This window comes from Thermococcus marinus, from assembly GCF_055389025.1.
On sequence record NZ_AP042417.1, the window covers coordinates 1,597,930 to 1,618,019 of the forward strand.

The window sequence follows — 20,090 nt, forward strand, 5'->3', positions numbered from 1 at the left end:
CAATGGGGTGTAAGATGAAAAGACTGCTAATGCTCATGCTCCTAATTCTTGCAATCCCAGTGAGTGCCTCACCCGTCAAGCTCTGGAGTTATTCCGACACCTGCGCAGTGTTCTCGCTCTCGATGAACTCTAACGGCTCCATCGGTCTGGCGTTTGGTTACTACGCTGAGCTTTTGGGCCCCGATGGAAAACTCCTCTGGAAGGGCCCTACGAGGGGAATAGCCTATTCCTCTGCCCTTTCTGAGAACAATATCCTCCTGATAGGAACGGAAGGCAGATGGATTCAGGCCTTTGAAAATGGCAAAATAATATGGGAAAAAGAGCTCAATAACGCCGTTGTTAGCGTCTCAATAAGTCCCAACGGAGATTTTGCCGTCGCCGGCGACGCATCGGGCTGGGTCTACTTCTTTAAAGATGGAAACCTTGTGTGGGAGAAAAAGATCAGCGACTATGTCTGGGCCGTTGTGTTCCAGGACGGAAAAGTCTTTGTTGGTTCAAACAATGGCCTTTCAGTCTTCTCAACAGAAGGGGAGCTAATCTGGGACACCAATCCCGGGCCCGTGAGAAAGACTTCGATAGCCGACGATGTGGTGGTAGCCCTCGTTGTCCCCAGATCCGAGTCTTGGAGCGAGCTGGTTGCCTTTGATCTAAACGGGAAAATCCTCTGGCGGTACAGATTTCCTGGATACGCAAGGGCCGTCGACACTGATGGGGAAAACATCGCAGTCGCCGGAAACTTTGGGAACGTCACCCTCTTCAGTATTGATGGAAAACTCCTCTACTCGAAACCACTGATCGGCTACGCCTACGATGTCGCAACGATGAAAAAATATACAGTGGTGGGCTATGGAAAGACGGTGGAGCTAATAGCCCCCAACGGAACCGTCGTCTGGTTCGAGCGCTTCAACGGAACGGTTTATCACGTCGCGTTCTCTCCAAAGGGTTACTTTCTCACGGAACACGGCTCCCATGACGTCCAGAACTGTTACGGCACCATCGACGCATGGGCCCTCACCGGAACCCCCACAGTTACGGCGCAAGAATCTAATAGAAAGACCGGCGTTAACCCGTGCATCACAGGGGGTCTTATCGCCCTCGTAGTCCTTATGGGGGTACTGTTATGGCGGAAGCGGTCGTAGCGAAGAACCTCGTCAAGCGCTACGGCGACTTCGAGGCCGTGAAGGGGATAAGCTTTACGGTCAAAAAAGGGGAAGCCTTTGCCCTCCTCGGCCCGAACGGGGCTGGGAAGACAACCACGGTAAAGATGCTGACGACACTGACTTCAATTACCTCCGGCGAGGCATACGTGAACGGCTTCGATGTCAAAAGGGAGAAGCTCGCGGTGAGGCGCTCGATAGGTCTTGTCCCCGACGTCTCCAACCTCTACGACGAGCTGACGGTCCGAGAGAACCTGCTCTTCATGGCCAAGCTCTACGATGCCCCACCAAGCAGAGTGGACGAGCTGATAAAGGAGTTCGAGCTCCCAGCCGACAGGAAGTTCGGCAGGCTGAGCACGGGCTTCAAGCGAAGGGCCACGATCGCAGCTGCCCTCGTCCACGAGCCGGAGGTGCTGTTCCTCGACGAGCCCACCAACGGGCTCGATGTCCACTCCGCCAAGGCCGTCAGAGCCCTGATACGCTACCTCAATAAGAAGGGCATGACAGTTTTCATAACAACCCACAACATGGTTGAAGCCGAGACAATACCCCAGAGAATAGCGATAATGAGGGACGGCCGGATAGTTGCCGAGGGAAAGAGGAACGAACTGGCGAAGCTGGTTGGGAAGAAAAAGATTGTTAAACTCTCGGTTGAGCCCCTGACGTCGTCCCTTTTGAGGGCCCTTGAGCGTTACAACCCCTCCTTTGAAGAGGAGGGACTCGTTTTTGAGGTAGATGATGTTGATGCCTTCCTCGATGAGTTATACTCTCTCAAAACTGAGCTCGGTTTCAGAATTGAGGGGCTGTGCACCGAGATTCCCGGCATTGAAGAGGTCTTCGTCGAGCTGACAAAGGGCTGTTCCTGCGGGGGGTGCCCACTTTGAAGGTTCTGGCGATAGCCGAGAAGGAGCTCAAAGAATACGTCCTTAAGCCGGGTTCAATAAGCTGGGGAGTGATATTTCCGCTCGTATTTACCCTCGCCTTCGCGGTGCGCTTTGGGGACGTTGACCACCTGGCACCGGGTCTGCTCACGATTTCGGTTCTCTTCGGGACGACATCTTTCGTGTCCTCCTCCGTAGTCTTCGAGAGACGGCTTAGGACGTTTGAAAGGCTCCTCGTCGCGCCCGTTAGCTACCTGGAGATTACCCTTGCCAAAGTTTTGGTTGCATCGGCCTTTGGAATCTTTGTGGGCCTCGTCAGCCTTACCTTTCTCCACTTTTTCATGGTCTATCCAATCTGGAACATTCCGCTGTTAGTGTTGTTTCTGACAATTTCAGCGGTTGTATTCTCTGCCTTTGGCCTCTACGTCTCCCTCGTGCCCGAGAACCCGATAAACGCAATGACGTGGCTCAACCTCATAAGACTGCCGATGATGTTCACGAGCGGGGCGATAGTGTCCCTCCTGCTCTTCCCGAGGTGGTTCATTGCGGTCGGCCTGCTCACGCCGATGACCTACGCGGTTGAAGGTGTCCGCTTCGCGATGCTCCACTACTACGACGTCGTCAATCCAGTGTACTCTTTCCTCGTCCTGCTCCTGCTGGCCATGGTCTTCATTTACCTGTCAACCTCCAGGCTCGAAGGCCTTTATTGAGACGAAGGACGAAGAACAGGATTACCATGAAGACCGTTATGTACTCGCTCCAGACAAAGGGAACTATTCCAGCAACTCCGAGCGTGAAGATTATAGCGAGCACAATAACAACCACAAGCATAATCCTGTAGAGCGTCTTCCGTTCCATGCAACCACCGGAAAAGAAAAAGGAGAAGGGCTTAAAAATCAGCCGGTTGAGTTTGCAGTCTCACCGACAGGGCAGGTGAGCGGTTCTGGTTGGTAGTCAAAGAGCTCCGGGTGGAGGAGCTCCGCCGTCTCCCTAATCGCCAGCACAATCCGCGGGCTGGGCCTCTGGAAGACGTTGGGGTTGCTCACGGTGTAGACCTTTCCTTCGGTGGCGGCTTTAATCGTCGAGAGCGGCTCCGAGCAGAACACACTCGGGTCAACGTAGGCCGAGGCAATGATGACGACGTCTGGATTCCTTGCAACGATTTCTTCAGCGCTGACGGCCTTCCAGCCATCAACGTCTCCGAAGGCGTTCTTACCGCCGGCAATCCTGATTATGCCCTCGGCGAAGGTGTTCTTCCCTCCTACCCAGTAGCCGTTGTAGGTGCTGACGAGGTACATAACGCTCGGCCGGCTAGCGTTGGCGACAAGGCCTTCAATGTAGCTTATCTGGGCCTTCATCTCTGCTATTACAAGGGAAGCCTGCTTCTCCCTGTTGAGAACCTTTCCGAGAAGTTCAACCTGCTGATAAATGCCTTCAATGCTCTCCGGATTGACGATTACAACCGGCGCAATCTTCTCAAGGTTTTCAAGGAAGCCCTGCTTGTAAAAGACCGCGTTGTCCGCTATAATCAGGTCGGGGTTGAGCTTTGCAATCTCCTCGAGGTTGGCATAGGCGCCGTAGCCTCCCACCCTTGTTATGTTTTTGACGGCCGGGGGCCAGTCCGCGTAATCGGTAACGCCGACGAGCTTGTCACCCGCCCCGATGTAGAATATCGTCTCGGTGATGCTGGGTGCAAGAGAGACGACCCTCACAGGCTCCTCCCGGATTGTGACGCTCCGGTTGGCCATGTCGGTGATGGTAAGCGGGTAGCTGGTCTCAAATGCGTCCGGGTGCAGGATTCTTGCCATCGTCTCGATTCCGCGGATAAGTCTCGGGCTGGGGTGAATAAGGTCGTTCTCGTTGTCTATCATATAAACGCGCCCATTTTTGACTGCGGTTGTGCCGGCGAAGAGCTTGTAAGCGTCTTCCACCGTCATGCCGCAGTGGGGCGTCAGGACTATGACCTCGGGGTCCCTCGCTATTACCTCCTCAAGGCTTACCTGCGGCCAGTTTGAGGCGTCGTTGAAAATGTTCACTCCTCCAGCGATGCTGATTACGTCGCTTATGAATGTGTTGCCGCCGGCAGTCGTCAGCGGGTCGTTCCAGACAACGTAGAAGGTTTTGACCTTTGGCTTGTCTTCCATAAGCTCCCTCATTGCGCTGATTTTGGCGTTGAACTCTTCAACAACTTCTCCGGCCTTATTCTTTTTGTTGAAGACCTCCCCGAGAAGCTCTATCGCGCGGGGTATTTCATTGAGACTCTTGGGGGCGACGACTACAACGGGGGCAATCTTCTCAAGGTTCTCAAGGAAGCCCTCCTTGTACAACACGGCGTTGTCAGCTATGATTAAGTCTGGCCCTAAGCTTGCTATCGTCTCAAGATTTGCATAGGCGCCGTAGCCCCCAACGGACGTTATGTTCACGGCTTCTGGCGGCCAGTCCTCGTAACCGGTAATACCCACAACCCTATCGAGCAGGCCGAGGTAGTAGAGGTCTTCGGTTAAGCTTGGGGCCAGTGAAATTACGCGCTTTGGCTCCGCCTTGATTGTGACCGTCCTGTTCGCGAAGTCTTTAATCGTTATCGGGTAGTAGCCCTTCTCGGTCTGGGGCGTGCTTGATGTCGTCGGTGATGTCGAGGTTTGGGGATTCGTCGTTGGGGTGGCGGGTGTGGTTGTAGATATTGCCGAGGGAGACGATGTGGAGCTCGTGCTCTCATTTGAGGCGATACAGCCCGTTGCTACAACGGCTCCCAGCAGGAGCAGGACGACAATGAGTGCACTCCTTTTCATTGCCATCACCTGGACGTTTTGTCCGGATTAAATGTCCAAGGGTGTTGAGAGGGAAGGGTTTTTAAAGTTGTGGTCGGGGAGAAAAGTCAGGTTTTGCCGACCCTGAAGAGGTCAACCCGCGTTATGATCCCCACTATCTTGCCCTCCCTGTTCTGGACGAGAACCGCTGGATGGTCCTCGAGGAGGTACTTAACGACTTCCAAGTCCTCGTCCTCGTTGACTATCGGGAAGGGCTCCTCCATCACTTCCATGACCTTATGGTCGTAGATGTCCTCGTATTCAAGGCTCTGCCTCACGAGGGTTCGCTCGGTCACCGAACCGACGACCTTGTTCCCAGAGACGACGGGAATCTGGGAGATGTTGTGCTCGTTCATCAGCTTGATAACGCGCTCCACCTTCTCGTAGGGTTTGACTGAAATAACGGGCGATGACATGACGTCTTTTGCTTTGGGCTGGGCCTTCTTACACTCGAGGAGGGCCTGGAGAATTCGATTCAGCGTTGACAGACGGGGGTCTACCTTACCCGCCTCAAGCTTCGCGATGTAGGCCTGCGTTACGCCGGCTTTTTTCGCAAGTTCTTCCTGCGTTATGCCGAGCTCCTTTCGAATTCGCTTGATTTCCCTGGGGTCAATCGGCCGGGGAATGACTACCATAAATAACCACCAGTTATTGAAGCAACGAGGGGGTTATAAGCCTTCCTCAGAAGGGCGTCGAATTGTGGGCCGGGCACAGAGGCCCGCGCTCATTCGCTCACGCGGGTGGATGCTCCCGGCCCTGTGGGCTCGGCGTGAGCACGCTCCGTTCATCGAACCCGAGTACCTCACGGAGGCGGGAAAACCGAGCCCGTGCGAGGAGACTTATTGTCCCCTCGCTGTCGGCAGTAGTAGATAGAAAAAGGGGCTTAAAAGCTTTAGCCGATGGGATATCAGGACAACTCCAAGAACGGCCAGGACCAGCCCCTCGAATATCTTCGCGTTCGGCTTTTCCCCAAGGAGCACCACCGCGAGAAGTGACGCTATTACCGGATTTATCGCAGAGACCGGCGCCGCTATTGGGGAGCCAACGAGGGTTACCGAATACACGAAGAGGTACTGCCCCAGCACCAGCCCGAGAACGGCCGCACCCACGAGGACTGCGACCTCTCTCCTGCTTACTCCTCTCACTTCCCTTCCGTACTTCGGCAGGAACGCCGAAATCCCAATGGAGGCAAAGACTATCCTGACTCCAGCCAGCTGGATGGTGGGGATACTGCTGGAGAGGTGCTCCATTATTGTTATGGCGATGCTCCATGATATCGGGGCCAGAAAAGCAAAGACAAAACCGAGCCGGTCTGTATGCTCCTCTTCTTCGGCCCTCTTCACCACTATTATGGCCAGGACAACGAGAACGGCACCGATAATTACGTGGGGCTCGACCTTCTTACCCAGAAAGAGTATAGCCCATAAGATTGTCCAGAGCGGGTATGTTGAAGTTATCGGGACAGTTCTAGAAACTCCCATTCTCTTGAGGGCGCCGAAGTAAAAGTAGTCCCCTATGACGAATCCGAACTGGGCGGAGATGAACGCGAGGGCAAGCAGTTTAACGGGCAGCCTGAAAACACCCAGATTTCCAGATTAAAGCAAAGATTGTCAGGAAAATGGTCGAGGCAACGTACAGCCTCAATATGTTGGCGCCTACAGGTGAGAGCTTTTTCAAGCCCGTCCTCACCAGTATCGTCGCTGAGGCCCACGAAAAGGCCGACAGCAGTGCCGCGAAGATCCCAAGGACTAGCTCCTGCATGCTCCCTGCTCGGGAGGCAACCCTTAAAAAATTAATGCTTTAGCGTTTAGATGAATATATGAAAAAGGCCTTAATAGCCCCTACCGAACCCTCTGCGATGATGACCTCGGCAGAGCTGACGCCAGGATGATGAGGATCTTGAGTGCTGAAAATATAAGCGGAGAAAAGGACTCAGCGGAGGATTACGTTTACGCTCCTTGGTTTTATTGCAACGCTGTACTCGCTTGACACCTCGCGGATTATTCTGTTTATGACGTCCACAACGTCTTTCTTTATTTTCTCGTCCGAGACTCCAGAGTAGGCACCAAAGAGCCCACCAACGTTCTCTTTAACAAAGGAAGCCTCAACGTCTATGTAAACTGTCGTACCATGTACTTCGTGGTTAATCTTAAGCCACTTGAAGATGACCCTCGGCATCAGCTTGAGCTCGGCGCGTATCCTGTTCTTTAGCGTTTCAATGGCCGGCTCCACCCTGCTCTTCAGCAGTGTTTCCTCTGCCTCCTTCTTCTTCTGTTCGGTAAGCGGGGCGAGCTCATCTATACCGGCCTCCTTAAGGAGCTTCTCAACCTCCTTCTCAAGGAGCGCCTTTTTGGCCAGGACTTCTGCGGCCTTTCCTGATGCAACCGGTTTCTTCGCAGGAGCGTGCCCCAGGGAAGGCTTCTCCACGAGCTCCACTTCAACACTGTGGACTGTGATGTAGCGGCCTATTGAACGCGAGAGCTCTTTAACATGCCTGGTAAGGACGGTCCTAATGGTCTTCTCTGTGGTTGCCCTGTCAAACGGGCTCTCAACGACAATGGAAAGGTTTACCTCGAACTCTCTCCACCCCTTAACGTCAAAGTACGCGCTGTCCACTTTAATCCCAGCCGTCTCGAGTTCCTGTACCACAGTTCTTGCAAAATTGCTGAAGTACGGCCAGACGTCTTTGAGGACGGAAAGCTTAACCCTTCCGTCCTTTGTTACTGCCCCTGTCTTTTTCTCATCTTTTAAGGTTATTTCCTGTGGCCTCGCTTCCTCACCGTTGAGGACAACGCTTATGTCTCTGAGTATGGGCTTGTGCTCCGCTTCCCTTAGGATCACGGGCGCGTGCTTGCTGACTATGTGGAGGATTCTCCTTTCGGCCACCTCGAGGTTCCGCCTATCCCCTGTCCCAGCGCTTCCGTAAACGTGGACATTGAGGTAAACGACGCCCTCTCCAACGTTGGCGTCGAACTCGATCTTGTCTATGGAAACTCCTTTCATCTTGCGGACTTCTCGAACTATGTGCTCGGCGTATTTTTTGAATGCCTCCTCCGGGAGCTTGCCACCGGTGAAGCTGACGACTATCTCCGGTTTTCCTCCCGACTTCTGAGCAGGCTTGGGGACAGCCTTTTCTCCTGGCTTTTTCTCGGCCACGGGTTTCTGCTCTGGGACCGGCTCGGGCTTAGGTGCAGGCTCTTTTGCTTCCGGTACCTCCTTAGACCTAACCTGTACCGCCGAACCTGAGAACAGCTCATCAAGGGGAATCTTAGGAGTCTCTGAATAAACGTCGAGGTTTTCGGCTATTGAAAGCTTCATTTCAATCTCGTCGAGTGAATAAGCATCAACTACCATGGGCTTGCCAAGAAGGGCCTTAAAGAGGTTTAATGCGTCTTCTCCAACGAGTGTCTGCTTATTATCAACGACGAGACATTCAGCCGCCAGCACCTTTGAGCTGTCCAGGAGTATTGTTATGTAGTACTTGCCGCGCTGATCCTTGGCGAATACTTTGAGAAAGGCTCCCTTCCCTTCACTGAGGGCTTTTTTGGCCAGCTCAGTGAGGTCTTTTTTTGATGTCACCACCACGTTCTCAACTAATGGGGTCTTGTCAGGTAACTGCATCCCCACCACCATTAGCTATATATACTCCCCATTCCGAATCCACATAAAGAACTTAGGGCGATGTCACGGTTTAGTATACCAGAGCCCCTATTTAAACATTGTTGTGCAGGACACGGGTGATGCTTATGAGAGTCCTTATCCTGGGTGGTGGGGCCCTTGGACGCTCAATAGCCGAAGCCCTCAAGGGAGAGTTCGATGTGGTTATCGTGGAGAAGGATGAAATCCGCGCCAGAACCCTTGAGGAGAGCGGTTTTCACGTTGTCCAGGGAGATTTCTCTTACACGGCCACGCTCCTAAAGGCCGGAATCGAGAAGTCCGAACTTGTTGTGATAACCACTATGAACGTGGATACAATAAAAAAGACCATATACGTGATCAGAACAAACAACAAGGACGTCCCAATCATGACAGTACTCCCGGACGATATCGGGCTGGACGAGCTCACCGAGAGCATAAAAGAGAGCTTCGAGGCCGATGTTAAGGTTGACTACGCCATATCCCCAAGAACTGCACTCAAGAACGCGCTCATTGATATGGTAAAGCAGATAGGAGAGAAGAAGAACGTAAACCTTCTCGTGAAAAAGCTCCTCGAGCTGAAAAATGAGGGTGACTCCCTCCTCATCGCCATGCACGACAACCCAGACCCGGACTCACTCGCGAGCGCCGCCGCGCTGAGCGTCATAGCCCAGACGCTCGGATTCAAGACGAAAATCGTCCACGGGGGCGAAATAACCCACCACGAAAACAGGGCCTTCATCAACCTCCTTGGCATTGACGTAACGCGCATCTCAAGGGGCTCTTACGAGATAAGGCGCTACCCGTTCATAGCGCTCGTTGACTGCCAGCCGAACGGGAACATCACAATCCTTGAGAGCTTGGACTACGAGCGGATTAAAATCATCATAGACCACCACCAGATACTCCAGCATCTCCCTGACATTATTCCAGAGGACGCGTTCCTAGACATAAGGCCCGAGGTCAACTCGGCTTCCTCAATCCTCGTCGAGTATCTTAGAGGACTTAACATACCCATCTCGCCGTCCCTCGCAACGGCACTCTTCTACGGCATCTACGTGGACACGAAGAGGTTCTCAAAGCTGAGCCCGGTCGACCTCAAGGCGATTGAGTTCCTGGCGGGAAAGGTTGACTACGAGCTCCTCGACAAGATTGAGCACCCAGATATAAGCACAGAAACCGCGGAAATCCTCGCGAGGGCAATAATGCACAGGAAAATCTACAAGAACGTCATAATAAGCAACGTGGGCTTCATCACGAACCGCGACGCCCTGGCAGAAGCCGCGGACTTTCTCCTCCGCCTCGAAGGCATAACGACCGTCCTCGTCTTCGGCATAGTGGACGACAAGATTGAAATCTCAGCGAGGACAAGAGACGTCAGGGTCAACATTGGTGCCGTCCTAAAAGAGGCCTTTGGCGAGCTCGGAAGCGGAGGGGGGCACGCGAGAGCAGGCGGCGCCAGGATACACCTCGGAATCTTCAAGCTCGCCAAGGACAAGAACTCCCTGCTCAGGCTCGTGGAAGAAGCGGTAACTGAGAGATTCCTAGAAGCATTAAAGGTGAAAGAAAGTTAATCCTCCTTAGCCCTAACGAGGATTATGTCCCCGATGGCCGTGACGCGGTCGTAGGGGATACCAACTTTTTCACCCGGAAGGACGAGCGCCATAACCTGCCCCCTACCCCTGTCGAGGTCTATCAGCACTTCATCAACGTAGCCAACGTAGTTGCCCTTCGTATTGTAAATCTGTTTTCCGTAAAGCTTCGAGAGCCTCCTCACCATTTCAATCACCGCCTTAGGTTATTGATGAGCATATTTAAGCGTTGCTTTCACGGGCGCTTACTCCACGACTTCAATCCTGACCCTGTCGCCATCTTTGAGTCCGAGCTTTTCTCTCAGGTTCACCGGCGCTATTATCTCCGCAATCTTCGGAGGGTGCACCGTTCTTGAGGGCACGACGATTGCACCCTCGACGCCGTCAATCCTGACCCTGTATGCCTTGACATCACCAAAAGTCCTGCCTTCCCTGGTAAAACCGGGGATTATGACGGGCCTCACGTTGCAGAGGGCATCAAAGACCGTCTTTGGGAAGAGGACGCGGACGTTCAGCGTTCCGGGATACGGCTCAAAGCCGAGGTATTCTCGAATCATGGGGGAGTACTGTTTGACGTAATAAGCCCCCTCACCAAGCCCGGAGACCACCTCACCGACAATCACACCGGTTGATAGTGCCTCCGAAATCTCGTCGCAGAGCGCCTGGAGGAAGTTCGCACCCTCCGGTGTCACCCCTACGAGGGTTCTCTTCCCCTCAACGCTCTTCTCGATTAGGTCTTCCTCCTCCATCTCATTTAGGAGCCTCAGAACCGTCTGTGGGGAGACACCAAGCTCTTCGGCGAGCTCCCTCACGGTGACCCGGACTTTCTTCCCTACAGCACCCTTTCTCGCCAGGGAAACAAGGAGTCTTACTTTCTTCATGTTCTCACCTTTGAGAGCTTGTCAGCGAGCTTAAGAGGTTTCGGATAGCTTCCGCCAAGTGCTCCAACCACCCCGGCGGCCGACTTCAAATCAACCAGATGCCCGACGCTTACATAAGCTTTTCCTACCTTTTTGTAGAGGCCCTCCGGCACGCCGCGCAGCGGCCTCTTCGCGACGCCGATGACGGGCTTTTTGAGCACCAGTCCTATGTGAGAGGCCAGCCCGTAGCCCCTTGGGTGGGCCCTACCGTGCCCTTCAACAAGGAGAACGTCAAAGTCCGCGTTTTTGGCAACAAGCAGAACCGGCCTCGTCTCCCTGAGAAAGAAATAGGTCGGGATATAGGGGAAGGTTGCCCTGGCTTTGGTCGTTCTCGCTTCCAGGACTTCGCAGTCCGGAAACGTACAGACAACCAGGGCAGAGACGGCCGTGTTTTCTCTGTACGAGACGTCAACAGCGCCGACGGTCTCAATGGAATCTACGTCAAGCGGTCTCTCGACTACCCTTTTTGAGAACTCCCTCTGGAGCTGGGCTATCTTTTTGAGTTTTTCGGTAATTATGTAATCCTTTAATTCAGTCATTCTTTAGGGCCTTCTCAAGCTTTTCCTCGAGGCTCTTGTTGAGCTTGGCCCTCGTTAGGTCTTCGAGGGTTCTCTCGAGAACGTAGCGCGCCTGGTCCTGCTTTTGCCTCACGTTGACAAGCCCCTTCGGATACTCAAGGGTTATGAGCGCGTTGTAAACTCTCTCCATCTCGCTGTAAACCTTCTCGGCAGTCGCGATGTCTCCTTCAAGCAGCCTGTGGAGGAAATACCTCCTCAGCTCCCCCACGAAATCGCCAACCCCAAGGGCGTAGTCGGCCTCTGGAACTCCAAGCTCAGAGGGCTCAGGATACGGCCTGCCTGTAACGTAGCTCATGAGGAGTGAGGCCTCCACGAACTCCTGATGGGCCGTCTGGACGTAGCCAGCGTAGTACAGGTCAGGGTGGTTGGCCAGCATTTCTCTGACCTTTAGTACTCTCTCCCTGGCCTCCTTCCACCTCTGCTCGGCGAGTCTGAGGTCGCCCCTGTGGAGGGCCTTGACCGTGTCGCCGCTGAGCCTTACTATCTCTCTGGTAACCTTAAGGGCCTCTTCCCTAAGCGAGTCCTTTTCGTCGAGGGTCTTTCTTATGGAATCTATAATCGCCTCGATGTCCCCGCTCACGGTATCACCCGGCGGTGTTAGAAAAGGGAGCTTAAAAATGTGGGCTTGGCTATCCCCCACCTTCATTGAAGGCTGAAGCCACTCTCAGGCGGTCCGGAGGCCAAGCCCTGTCCGCCCGGCATCGTCCACGGGACATCATCGGAGGCAGAGCCCACTCCGTCCGGCGGGCCAACCGGGCGGGACCGTCGTAGAAAATTTTTCGTGCAGAATTTTAAGGGTTTCGAAATTAATAACTCCCAGGAATGTTGGTCTTACAGGTTCATGCCGAAAATTATATAAAGACTTCATCGAAGCGGGCCTTGCTAAATAAAAAAGGTGGTGACGCTCATGGCTGAGAAGGTTAGGAACATCGTCGTTGAGGAGCTCGTTAGAACCCCGGTCGAGATGCAGCAGGTCGAGCTCGTTGAAAGGAAGGGAATCGGCCACCCCGACAGCATAGCCGATGGTATAGCCGAGGCCGTCAGCAGGGCCCTCAGCAGGGAGTACATCAAGAGATACGGTATAATCCTCCACCACAACACCGACCAGGTCGAGGTCGTTGGCGGTAGGGCCTATCCACAGTTCGGCGGTGGTGAAGTCATCAAGCCGATTTACATCCTCCTCTCTGGAAGGGCCGTTGAGATGGTTGACAGGGAGCTCTTCCCGGTTCACGAGATAGCGATAAAGGCCGCCAAGGACTACCTCAAGAAGGCCGTCAGGCACCTCGACATCGAGAACCACGTCATCATTGACTCCCGCATAGGGCAGGGAAGTGTTGACCTCGTTGGAGTCTTCAACAAGGCCAAGGAGAACCCGATTCCGCTCGCCAACGACACCTCCTTCGGTGTCGGCTACGCCCCGCTCAGCGAGACGGAGAGGATAGTCCTCGAGACCGAGAAGGCCCTCAACAGCGACGACTTCAAGAAGGAGTGGCCGGCAGTCGGTGAGGACATCAAGGTCATGGGCCTCAGGAAGGGCGACGAGATTGACCTCACCATAGCTGCAGCCATAGTTGACAGCGAGGTCGCCAACCCGGACGAGTACATGGCCGTCAAGGAGGCCATCTACCAGAAGGCCAAGGAGATAGTCGAGGCCCACACCGAGAGGAAGGTCAACATCTACGTCAACACCGCCGACGACCCGAAGAACGGCATCTACTACATCACCGTCACCGGAACGAGCGCCGAAGCCGGTGACGACGGTAGCGTTGGCAGGGGCAACCGCGTCAACGGCCTCATCACCCCGAACAGGCACATGAGCATGGAGGCCGCCGCTGGAAAGAACCCGGTCAGCCACGTTGGAAAGATTTACAACCTCCTCTCGATGCTCATAGCCAACGACATCGCCGAGCAGGTCGAGGGCGTCGAGGAGGTCTACGTCAGGATTCTGAGCCAGATAGGAAAGCCCATTGACGAGCCCCTCGTAGCGAGCGTCCAGATAATCCCGAAGAAGGGCTACTCAATTGATGTCCTCCAGAAGCCGGCCTACGAGATCGCCGACGCCTGGCTCGCCAACATAACCAAGATACAGAAGATGATTCTCGAAGACAAGCTCAACGTCTTCTGAATTCCCTCTATCTTTTCCACTGTTCTGAAATCCAAAAGTTTAGAAGTCAGTAGGAGTAACTGCTCTGCTTGAGGGCCCTCAGGAGCCTGGCTTCCTCCGCCATTATGGCCAGCTTCTCCCTCCTAACCTTGGAGAGTTTGGAGGAAACGTTCTTCTTCTGCCTGGCAAGCCTAACAAGCTTGGCCTCCTCAAGGACGAGGAGCTCCTTCCTCCTCTTAACGACCTCAAGCCTCCTCTGGAGGATTGACTTAACCCTCTCCATGGTATCACCTGCTATATTGGAGGTCGTTAAATCTTATAAGGCTTTCGGTGAATGTTAAAGCTAATCTCGACAATTGACTAAATAAAAACTTAAGCACCCCCTATTTTTTCTCTTTACGGAGGTGAGGGAGAATGAAGCTCGTGGCCCTGACGGACATCCACGGCAACAGGGGGATGGCGAAGAGGCTCGCAGAGCACCTGAAGAAGGAGAAGCCAGACGCCCTTATTATTGCAGGAGACGTAACGAACTTCTCCGGGGCAGAAGTCGCTAGGAAAGTCCTTGAACCCCTCCTTGAGACCTGCGTCCCAATCCTGGCCGTCCATGGCAACTGCGACGGCAGGGACATGCCAGAGCTCCTTGAGGAGCTTGGAATCGGCATCCACAACAAACGGCGGGAGCTCAACGGCATTGGATTCGTTGGAATCGGGGGCTCGAACATCACACCCTTCAACACAGTCTGGGAGCTGACCGAGGACGAAATCCGCGAAATCCTTGAGAGAAATTACCGCCCCGGCGACGCTATAGTCTCCCATGCCCCGCCGAAGGACACAAAGGCAGACCGCGTCCATTCAGGGCTCCACGTTGGAAGTTCAGCGCTGAGGAAGTTCATCGAGGACAACCAGCCCCCGCTCGTCATTACAGGCCACATACACGAGGCGAGGAGCGTTGACCATGTTGGGGAAACGGTAATCGTGAACCCAGGCCCACTCTTCAGGGGGTACTACGCGGTCATAGACTTTGCCGAGAAAAGAAAAAAGGTAGAGGACGTCAAGCTAAAGGAGCTCTAAACAAGTTCTTTTTCCCTCAAAACCTTCTCCATCCTGTCCATAGCTTCCTCAAGCTTCTCGTAGGCGGTCGCATAGCTTATCCTTATGTATCCCTCGCCAGCCTTTCCGAAGGCCGAGCCTGGAACGACCGCGACCTTGGCTTCTTTCAACATGAGCTCGCTGAACTCCTTGTCGGTTAAGCCGGTGTCCCTAATCCTCGGGAATATGTAGAACGCTCCCTTGGGCTTGACCGTCGGAAGGCCCATCTCGTTGAGGCGCTTCCAGACGAGGTTCCTTCTCCTGTCGTACTCCTGTCTCATCTCTTCGACTGCTTTCCAGCTCCTCTCGTCCTCGAGGGCCTTCGCGGCCGCGTACTGGGCAAAGGTAACCGGACAGGTGGCGTTGTACATCTGGAAGCGGGTCATCTTCTCGATTATCCATGCGGGGGCCGCGACGAAGCCGAGGCGCCAGCCGGTCATGGCGAAGGTCTTGGAGAAGCCGTTTATCGTTATCGTCCGCTCGAACATGCCGTCGAGGGAAGCGATGCTGTGGTTCTTGACCCCGTCGTAAACGAAGTGCTCGTAAACTTCATCGCTGAAGACGATGAGGTCGTGCTCGACCGCGAAGTCTGCAATCTCCTCAAGGTCCTTCTTAGTCAGAACCGCGCCGGTCGGGTTGTTCGGGGAGTTTATGATGAGCGCCCTGGTTTTGTCGCTCACGTGCTTTTCGAGGTCGTCAACGGAAAGGCGGAACTCGTTCTCCTCGTAGGTCGGAACCTCAACCGGTCTTCCTCCGGCGAGAATGACGGCCGGGGCATAGCTGACGAACATCGGACTCGGGATGAGGACTTCTTCCCCATCCTTGAGAAACGTTGCAAGGCCCATAATAAAAGCCTGGTTCGCCCCGACGAGCACCATTATTTCGCTCTTCGGGTCGGCCTCGATGCCGTTCTGCTTCTTGAGCTTTCTCGCTATCGCCTCGCGGAGCATCGGCAAACCCGCGTTCGGGCCGTAGTGCGTCATGCCCTTATCAAGGGCCTCCTTAGCGTATTCCTTTATATGCTCCGGCGTGTCGAAGTCAGGTTCACCGATTCCAAGTGATATGAGACCCTCAACGCCCTGGGCAAGGTCGAAGAGCTTTCTAATCTCAGAGGGGTTAACCATCTCAAGCCTGTCGCTCAGCGCCATGATAATCACCGTTCTCCCTTCTCGGCGATGTTTATAACCTTACCTCGACAAAAAGATAGACAGCAGAGCACTTAAACGGACCTCAAGGCATAATTCTGGCGGAAAACTTATTTCTCCAGACCACATGAAAAGGCACCGGGTAGAAGTTCGGGAGAATAAACTTTCGGATTTTTGATGGATACGTTGGTAAACTTTTGAATCCCCGCAATTTTCTCCTACATATTTCCACAAATATGTTTTGTTTTTCAACGGAAAGCCTTTTTATGGGACGGTTCGACTTTCATCTGAATACTTGTGGAGGGTCTCAAAATGGGAGTTGAAAAGGTTCCAAAATACGACATCCCGACCATCAAGGTCGACTACGTTTTTATTGACCTCGACAAGATGAAGCCGCACGAGCAGCTTGTCCAGAAGGAGCTCGAGGCCTTTATTGAGAGCGTCACGGGAAGTGGTCTCTTCTGGAAGCCCATGCTCCTCGCAAAGATTCCGGGGACGGACGAGTACCTCATCGTTGACGGCCACCACCGCTGGGCCGGTCTTCAGAAGCTCGGCGCGAAAAGGGCCCCGTCCGTTATCCTCGACTACTTCAGCGCCGATGTTAAGGTCTACACCTGGTACCCGGCCTTCAAGGGCGACCTCAACGAAGTCCTTGAGAGGCTCAAAGCCGAGGGGCTTGAGGTTATAGAGGACCCCGAGGCCGAGGAGAAGGCCGAGAGGGGCGAGATAGCCTTCGCCATCGTCGGTGAGAAGGTCTTTGCTATTCCTGGCGGTCTTGAGGAGCAGAAGAAGGTCAGCAAGGTTCTCGACGAGATGAGCGTCGAGGGCAGGATCGAGCTCATCTACTACGGCCTCAAGGAGGACGCCAGAGAGGACATGGGCAAGGGCGAAATAGACTACGTGTTCATCAGGAAGGCTCCGAGCAAGGAGGAGGTCATGGAGCTCGTCAAGCGCGGCGAGGTCTACTCCCCGAAGACCACCAGGCACGTCCTCCCGTTCAACCCGGACAAGATTGACGTCAAGCTTGAAGAGCTCTTCTGAAGGTTTTTAACTTCCCTTTCTCACTTCCTATGCCGATGAGGAATCAACCCACTGAAAGATGATGACGCATGGGCTTATCTGAGGTGCGTCCGGGGGAGTAATGATGTTGCGGGCACTGATATTTGACGTTGATGAGACCCTCGTCTACTATGAGGGCTACGACCACCGCGAATGGTACGAGAACTGGGTCATGCCCGCCCTCAGGAAGCATGGCATCGAGCTTGACTACGAGACCTACAAAAAGACAGTAACGGGTAATCTCCCGAGGAGCTATATCGAGCGCTTTGGAATAGACCACGTTGAGTTCTGGCAGATTGTTGATAGTGTAAACCTTGAGTACCGCAAGAAGATGGCAGAGCTCGGGCGGATAAGGCCCTTTCCCGATGTTGGTGCCCTAAAAGAACTGAAAGAGATGGGGCTTAAGCTGGCCGCGGTCAGCAACGCCTCCCAGGAGTGCACCGAGTTCGTTTTGGATCTCTTTGGCCTGAGGAAGTACTTTGACGTCGTCTACGGCAAGGATTACTCAAACCTCGACGGCGTCAAGCCCGACCCCTACCTCGTCAAGAAGGCCCTCAAAGCGTTGGGTGTAGCCCCTCAAGAGGCCCTGATGGTCGGGGACAGCCACCACGACGTCCTCGCCGGAAAGCGCGCCGGCATGAAGGTGGTTAATGTCACGCGCTTCGGAAAAGTTGAGGGCGCAGACTACTACGTGAAAGACCTGTGGGAGCTCGTGGAGCTCGTGAAAAAGATGATGGGGGGTCAATCCCCATAGAATTCTTTTTCAAAGACGTCGATTCCGACTTTAAGGTTTCCAAGCCAGTTGAGGAAGTTCTCAACGTGATCGTCCCTGAATATCGCCCCGTGCGGTGGCGCTATTATTTTGGGGTTCAGCTTTCTAACAAAGCGCACCCACACCCTCAAGGCCTTCGTTGAGCTCACGTAGCGCCTGTGGAAACAGTCTGCTCCAGCAGGAGGTCGTATCCCCACTATATTCCCGTCCCGCCGCCAAGGTCTTGAGCCAGCAACAAAACAGTTAAAATCATAAGCAGAGAAAACAGCAGGCCCGATGACGAAGGATTAACCGGCTGACACGTGATGACATCGGCCTTGACCGAGGGCTTACCTACATAACCACTTACAAAAAAGAGATATAAACACATGGGCCCTCTTATATGCGGGAGAGTGAAAGCATGCTGGAATTGTTTGCTCCCCTGCTCTCAGGGGCAATTACGGGCAAGCGCAAGCCCGCACATCACTTTAGGATAGTCCACTCGCTCAACGAAGTCCGTGAAGAAAGGGCGGTTGTAATTGGCAGGGTGGGAACAAAGGTTCCACCGGAATGGGAGCTCGTGACTGTGGGTGCCGCCGGCGGCTTTTTTGGCCCTAGAGAGCTTCACAGAGTTCTTGACGGTATCGTATCAAGCCTCAGTAAAGACCCGGACAGGGCAATCGTCATAGCCTGCCCCGAGTACCTTGCCCTCCACAACGGCTTCAACGCCCTTTTTAAGTTCCTCAACGACGTCCGGGATTACGCAATCCTCCACGGAGGCAGAGTTTACCTGATAACCGACGAATCCTCGTGGGATCCCAGAGAGTTTGCGCTTCTAAAGAGGCTTGAAGGCTAAAACCGCACCTGGTTGCGCTTTGCGGCCCCAAAATGGGGTTGAAAGCAAAAAGTAGAAAAGCTCACTCCCCGCAGCACTTCTCCTTCATGTGGTCGGGCAGAATCTCCTTGAAGCCCGTGTACTTCCAGAGCGCCTTCGGGAGCTTTACGACGCCTTCCTCGGTCTGGTGGTTCTCAAGGATTGCAACGATGGCCCTCGAAGTGGCTATCGCCGTCGAGTTGAGCGTGTGGACGAACTTCGGCTTCTCGTGGGTCTTGTCGCGGAAGCGAATGTTCAGCCTCCTCGCCTGCCAGTCGGTACAGTTGCTCGCGCTGACAACCTCCCTGAACTTGCCCTGCCCTGCCATCCAGGCCTCGATGTCGTACTTCTTGGCGGCGACGTAGCCGAGGTCGCCGGTGCAGATGTTGACGACCCTGTAAGGTATCTCAAGCTCCTGGAATATCTCCTCAGCGTTCGCTATGAGCCTCTCGTGCCACTCCCAGCTCTCCTCTGGCCTTGAATAAACAAACTGCTCGACCTTGTGGAACTGGTGGACGCGGAAGATTCCCTTCGTGTCCTTTCCCGCGGTTCCGGCCTCCTTTCTGAAGCAGGGGCTAACGCCGACGTAGAGGAGCGGTAGGTCTTTGCCGTCGAGGATTTCGTTGGCGTGCATTCCAGCGAGCGGGTGCTCTGCCGTCGGAATGAGGTATAAATCTTCGCCCTCAACCTTGTAGATGACGTCCTCGAAGTCCTCAAAGGTCGTCGCGCCTTCCTCGACGAAGCGCCTGACCATGTAGGGTGGTATGACGGGGGCGAAGCCCTTCTCTATGAGCTTGTCGAGGGCGAAGCGTATGAGGGCCAGATCGAGTATGACAAGCTCGTTGAGGAGGTAGTAGAAGCGCGCACCGCTCACCTTCGCGGCCCGCTCAAGGTCAGCCCCTCTCAAAAGCTCAAGCATGTCAACGTGGAGCCTCGGCCTCCAGCTCAACACCTCGTAGTCCATCTTCCCGAGGCTCTGCTCCTTAAAGCTTTCGAGGAAGCCCTCCCAGACCTTAGCCTTGCCCCAGAACCTTATCGGGACGTTGTCCTCGTCGCTCTCCCCGACCGGGACGCTCTCGTGGGTAATGTTGGGGAGGCGCCAGAGGTAGTAGTCGATTTTCTTCTTAAGCTCCTCGACTTCCTTCTCAAGCTCCTCAATCTGCCTCACTATCTCGTTGCTCTTCGCGAGAAGGTCGTCTACCGGTTCGCCGGCCTTCTTGCACTTGCCTATCTGGACTGCCAGCTGGTTGCGCTCCTTTCTGAGCTGGTTGATTTTCTTCAGGTTTTCGCGCCACTTGGCATCGAGCTCAAGGATTTCGTCAATCCATTTGACCTTCTCGGTTTCGCCCCTCTTGATGAGGTCCTTCTTAACGACCTCCGGCTTTTCGCGGATGAGCTTTATGTCGAGCATAGCCAACACCTAACCAGAGAACGAACGGCGTTTAAAAAAGGTTTCCTAAGCTACACAACTACCTACACAAAAGCGCTATAAGAATG

General features: G+C 54.1%; 21 protein-coding genes and 1 pseudogene. 9 read left to right on the top strand and 13 right to left on the bottom strand.

What is annotated here, in order from left to right:
• Positions 1 to 2 precede the first annotated feature (2 nt).
• From ACZ5ER_RS08840 to ACZ5ER_RS08850, 3 genes are read left to right on the top strand one after another with little or no spacing between them, the layout of a single operon-like run.
• Positions 3 to 1,139 (top strand): WD40 repeat domain-containing protein, encoded by a 1,137-nt coding sequence (locus ACZ5ER_RS08840; RefSeq protein ID WP_081947235.1) that lies wholly within the window; start codon positions 3 to 5, stop codon positions 1,137 to 1,139.
• Positions 1,121 to 2,041 carry an ABC transporter ATP-binding protein gene (locus tag ACZ5ER_RS08845; RefSeq protein WP_050003575.1) on the top strand — a complete coding sequence of 307 codons (921 nt, stop codon included), beginning with the start codon at positions 1,121 to 1,123 and terminating at the stop codon, positions 2,039 to 2,041. The genes ACZ5ER_RS08840 and ACZ5ER_RS08845 overlap by 19 nt, the downstream gene beginning before the upstream one ends.
• A complete protein-coding gene (locus ACZ5ER_RS08850; protein WP_464934250.1) occupies positions 2,029 to 2,748 on the top strand; it encodes an ABC transporter permease in 720 nt (239 codons plus the stop codon). Before ACZ5ER_RS08845 ends, ACZ5ER_RS08850 begins: the two co-directional genes overlap by 13 nt.
• Here ACZ5ER_RS08850 and ACZ5ER_RS08855 read toward each other — a convergent pair.
• The 5 genes and pseudogenes from ACZ5ER_RS08855 to ACZ5ER_RS08875 form a co-directional block, all read right to left on the bottom strand.
• Positions 2,708 to 2,896 (bottom strand): hypothetical protein, encoded by a 189-nt coding sequence (locus ACZ5ER_RS08855; protein WP_050003577.1) that lies wholly within the window; start codon positions 2,894 to 2,896, stop codon positions 2,708 to 2,710. The two genes, ACZ5ER_RS08850 and ACZ5ER_RS08855, sit on opposite strands and share 41 nt — an antisense overlap.
• A 38-nt stretch (positions 2,897 to 2,934) precedes the next feature.
• A complete protein-coding gene (locus ACZ5ER_RS08860) occupies positions 2,935 to 4,833 on the bottom strand; it encodes an ABC transporter substrate-binding protein (RefSeq protein WP_320407199.1) in 1,899 nt (632 codons plus the stop codon).
• A gap of 80 nt (positions 4,834 to 4,913) precedes the next feature.
• Positions 4,914 to 5,480, bottom strand: a complete 567-nt coding sequence (locus tag ACZ5ER_RS08865; RefSeq protein ID WP_050003579.1) for a CBS domain-containing protein — start codon at positions 5,478 to 5,480, stop codon at positions 4,914 to 4,916.
• Positions 5,481 to 5,684: 204 nt separating this feature from the next.
• Positions 5,685 to 6,606 (bottom strand): annotated as a pseudogene (locus ACZ5ER_RS08870) (DMT family transporter).
• 171 nt (positions 6,607 to 6,777) lie between these two features.
• The gene (locus ACZ5ER_RS08875) at positions 6,778 to 8,466 is read right to left on the bottom strand and encodes a hypothetical protein (protein ID WP_464934251.1); all 1,689 of its coding nucleotides are present in this window, start codon (positions 8,464 to 8,466) and stop codon (positions 6,778 to 6,780) included.
• Positions 8,467 to 8,591: 125 nt separating this feature from the next.
• Between ACZ5ER_RS08875 and ACZ5ER_RS08880 the strand changes: the two genes are divergently transcribed.
• The gene (locus ACZ5ER_RS08880; protein WP_464935172.1) at positions 8,592 to 10,055 is read left to right on the top strand and encodes a DHH family phosphoesterase; all 1,464 of its coding nucleotides are present in this window, start codon (positions 8,592 to 8,594) and stop codon (positions 10,053 to 10,055) included.
• On the opposite strand, the gene ACZ5ER_RS08885 is transcribed toward ACZ5ER_RS08880, so the two are convergent.
• Genes ACZ5ER_RS08885 through ACZ5ER_RS08900 form a run of 4 tightly spaced genes read right to left on the bottom strand, consistent with a single transcriptional unit; the run spans position 10,052 to position 12,151 of the window.
• Positions 10,052 to 10,261: a PRC-barrel domain-containing protein gene (locus ACZ5ER_RS08885; RefSeq protein ID WP_050003582.1), complete on the bottom strand. Its 210-nt coding sequence runs from the start codon at positions 10,259 to 10,261 to the stop codon at positions 10,052 to 10,054. The two genes, ACZ5ER_RS08880 and ACZ5ER_RS08885, sit on opposite strands and share 4 nt — an antisense overlap.
• 57 nt (positions 10,262 to 10,318) lie before the next feature.
• Entirely contained in the window at positions 10,319 to 10,954 is a 636-nt protein-coding gene (locus ACZ5ER_RS08890; RefSeq protein WP_464934252.1) for a DUF120 domain-containing protein, read from the bottom strand.
• Positions 10,951 to 11,532: an endonuclease V gene (locus ACZ5ER_RS08895; RefSeq protein ID WP_464934253.1), complete on the bottom strand. Its 582-nt coding sequence runs from the start codon at positions 11,530 to 11,532 to the stop codon at positions 10,951 to 10,953. The genes ACZ5ER_RS08890 and ACZ5ER_RS08895 overlap by 4 nt, the downstream gene beginning before the upstream one ends.
• Positions 11,525 to 12,151 (bottom strand): translin family protein, encoded by a 627-nt coding sequence (locus ACZ5ER_RS08900; RefSeq protein WP_464934254.1) that lies wholly within the window; start codon positions 12,149 to 12,151, stop codon positions 11,525 to 11,527. The genes ACZ5ER_RS08895 and ACZ5ER_RS08900 overlap by 8 nt, the downstream gene beginning before the upstream one ends.
• 327 nt (positions 12,152 to 12,478) lie before the next feature.
• Between ACZ5ER_RS08900 and ACZ5ER_RS08905 the strand changes: the two genes are divergently transcribed.
• Positions 12,479 to 13,696: a methionine adenosyltransferase gene (locus ACZ5ER_RS08905; RefSeq protein ID WP_464934255.1), complete on the top strand. Its 1,218-nt coding sequence runs from the start codon at positions 12,479 to 12,481 to the stop codon at positions 13,694 to 13,696.
• 46 nt (positions 13,697 to 13,742) lie between these two features.
• Here ACZ5ER_RS08905 and ACZ5ER_RS08910 read toward each other — a convergent pair whose 3' ends face one another.
• Positions 13,743 to 13,958, bottom strand: coding sequence for a hypothetical protein (locus ACZ5ER_RS08910; protein WP_050003587.1), 216 nt, complete (start codon positions 13,956 to 13,958; stop codon positions 13,743 to 13,745).
• 131 nt (positions 13,959 to 14,089) lie between these two features.
• On the opposite strand from ACZ5ER_RS08910, the gene ACZ5ER_RS08915 reads away from it, so the two are divergent.
• Positions 14,090 to 14,746 carry a metallophosphoesterase gene (locus ACZ5ER_RS08915; protein ID WP_050003588.1) on the top strand — a complete coding sequence of 219 codons (657 nt, stop codon included), beginning with the start codon at positions 14,090 to 14,092 and terminating at the stop codon, positions 14,744 to 14,746.
• Here the strand turns inward: ACZ5ER_RS08915 and ACZ5ER_RS08920 are convergent.
• Complete coding sequence (locus ACZ5ER_RS08920) at positions 14,743 to 15,912, bottom strand: pyridoxal phosphate-dependent aminotransferase (protein WP_464935174.1); 1,170 nt, start codon at positions 15,910 to 15,912, stop codon at positions 14,743 to 14,745. The two genes, ACZ5ER_RS08915 and ACZ5ER_RS08920, sit on opposite strands and share 4 nt — an antisense overlap.
• 309 nt (positions 15,913 to 16,221) lie before the next feature.
• Here ACZ5ER_RS08920 and serK point away from each other — a divergent pair, with 309 nt between their 5' ends.
• Positions 16,222 to 16,950: an L-serine kinase SerK gene (gene serK / locus ACZ5ER_RS08925; RefSeq protein WP_050003590.1), complete on the top strand. Its 729-nt coding sequence runs from the start codon at positions 16,222 to 16,224 to the stop codon at positions 16,948 to 16,950.
• Positions 16,951 to 17,053: 103 nt separating this feature from the next.
• The gene (locus ACZ5ER_RS08930) at positions 17,054 to 17,722 is read left to right on the top strand and encodes an HAD family hydrolase (RefSeq protein ID WP_464934256.1); all 669 of its coding nucleotides are present in this window, start codon (positions 17,054 to 17,056) and stop codon (positions 17,720 to 17,722) included.
• Here the strand turns inward: ACZ5ER_RS08930 and ACZ5ER_RS08935 are convergent.
• The gene (locus ACZ5ER_RS08935) at positions 17,710 to 17,937 is read right to left on the bottom strand and encodes an oxygen-binding di-iron domain-containing protein (protein ID WP_227738710.1); all 228 of its coding nucleotides are present in this window, start codon (positions 17,935 to 17,937) and stop codon (positions 17,710 to 17,712) included. The genes ACZ5ER_RS08930 and ACZ5ER_RS08935 overlap by 13 nt on opposite strands.
• Positions 17,938 to 18,140: 203 nt before the next feature.
• Here ACZ5ER_RS08935 and ACZ5ER_RS08940 point away from each other — a divergent pair, with 203 nt between their 5' ends.
• Entirely contained in the window at positions 18,141 to 18,575 is a 435-nt protein-coding gene (locus ACZ5ER_RS08940) for a DUF835 domain-containing protein (RefSeq protein WP_050003593.1), read from the top strand.
• Positions 18,576 to 18,636: 61 nt separating this feature from the next.
• On the opposite strand, the gene serS is transcribed toward ACZ5ER_RS08940, so the two are convergent.
• Positions 18,637 to 20,004, bottom strand: coding sequence for a serine--tRNA ligase (gene serS / locus ACZ5ER_RS08945; RefSeq protein ID WP_464935175.1), 1,368 nt, complete (start codon positions 20,002 to 20,004; stop codon positions 18,637 to 18,639).
• Positions 20,005 to 20,090: the final 86 nt, after the last annotated feature.

What these genes read in the sequence shown, in the direction of transcription:
- ACZ5ER_RS08840 (WP_081947235.1), top strand. Translation starts at nt 3, where the DNA reads ATGGGGTGTAAGATGAAAAGACTGCTAATGCTCATGCTCCTAATTCTT.
- ACZ5ER_RS08845 (WP_050003575.1), top strand. Translation starts at nt 1,121, where the DNA reads ATGGCGGAAGCGGTCGTAGCGAAGAACCTCGTCAAGCGCTACGGCGAC.
- ACZ5ER_RS08855 (WP_050003577.1), bottom strand. Translation starts at nt 2,896, where the DNA reads ATGGAACGGAAGACGCTCTACAGGATTATGCTTGTGGTTGTTATTGTG.
- ACZ5ER_RS08860 (WP_320407199.1), bottom strand. Translation starts at nt 4,833, where the DNA reads ATGGCAATGAAAAGGAGTGCACTCATTGTCGTCCTGCTCCTGCTGGGA.
- ACZ5ER_RS08865 (WP_050003579.1), bottom strand. Translation starts at nt 5,480, where the DNA reads ATGGTAGTCATTCCCCGGCCGATTGACCCCAGGGAAATCAAGCGAATT.
- ACZ5ER_RS08875 (WP_464934251.1), bottom strand. Translation starts at nt 8,466, where the DNA reads ATGCAGTTACCTGACAAGACCCCATTAGTTGAGAACGTGGTGGTGACA.
- ACZ5ER_RS08880 (WP_464935172.1), top strand. Translation starts at nt 8,592, where the DNA reads ATGAGAGTCCTTATCCTGGGTGGTGGGGCCCTTGGACGCTCAATAGCC.
- ACZ5ER_RS08885 (WP_050003582.1), bottom strand. Translation starts at nt 10,261, where the DNA reads ATGGTGAGGAGGCTCTCGAAGCTTTACGGAAAACAGATTTACAATACG.
- ACZ5ER_RS08890 (WP_464934252.1), bottom strand. Translation starts at nt 10,954, where the DNA reads ATGAAGAAAGTAAGACTCCTTGTTTCCCTGGCGAGAAAGGGTGCTGTA.
- ACZ5ER_RS08895 (WP_464934253.1), bottom strand. Translation starts at nt 11,532, where the DNA reads ATGACTGAATTAAAGGATTACATAATTACCGAAAAACTCAAAAAGATA.
- ACZ5ER_RS08905 (WP_464934255.1), top strand. Translation starts at nt 12,479, where the DNA reads ATGGCTGAGAAGGTTAGGAACATCGTCGTTGAGGAGCTCGTTAGAACC.
- ACZ5ER_RS08910 (WP_050003587.1), bottom strand. Translation starts at nt 13,958, where the DNA reads ATGGAGAGGGTTAAGTCAATCCTCCAGAGGAGGCTTGAGGTCGTTAAG.
- ACZ5ER_RS08915 (WP_050003588.1), top strand. Translation starts at nt 14,090, where the DNA reads ATGAAGCTCGTGGCCCTGACGGACATCCACGGCAACAGGGGGATGGCG.
- ACZ5ER_RS08920 (WP_464935174.1), bottom strand. Translation starts at nt 15,912, where the DNA reads ATGGCGCTGAGCGACAGGCTTGAGATGGTTAACCCCTCTGAGATTAGA.
- serK (WP_050003590.1), top strand. Translation starts at nt 16,222, where the DNA reads ATGGGAGTTGAAAAGGTTCCAAAATACGACATCCCGACCATCAAGGTC.
- ACZ5ER_RS08930 (WP_464934256.1), top strand. Translation starts at nt 17,054, where the DNA reads ATGTTGCGGGCACTGATATTTGACGTTGATGAGACCCTCGTCTACTAT.
- ACZ5ER_RS08940 (WP_050003593.1), top strand. Translation starts at nt 18,141, where the DNA reads ATGCTGGAATTGTTTGCTCCCCTGCTCTCAGGGGCAATTACGGGCAAG.
- serS (WP_464935175.1), bottom strand. Translation starts at nt 20,004, where the DNA reads ATGCTCGACATAAAGCTCATCCGCGAAAAGCCGGAGGTCGTTAAGAAG.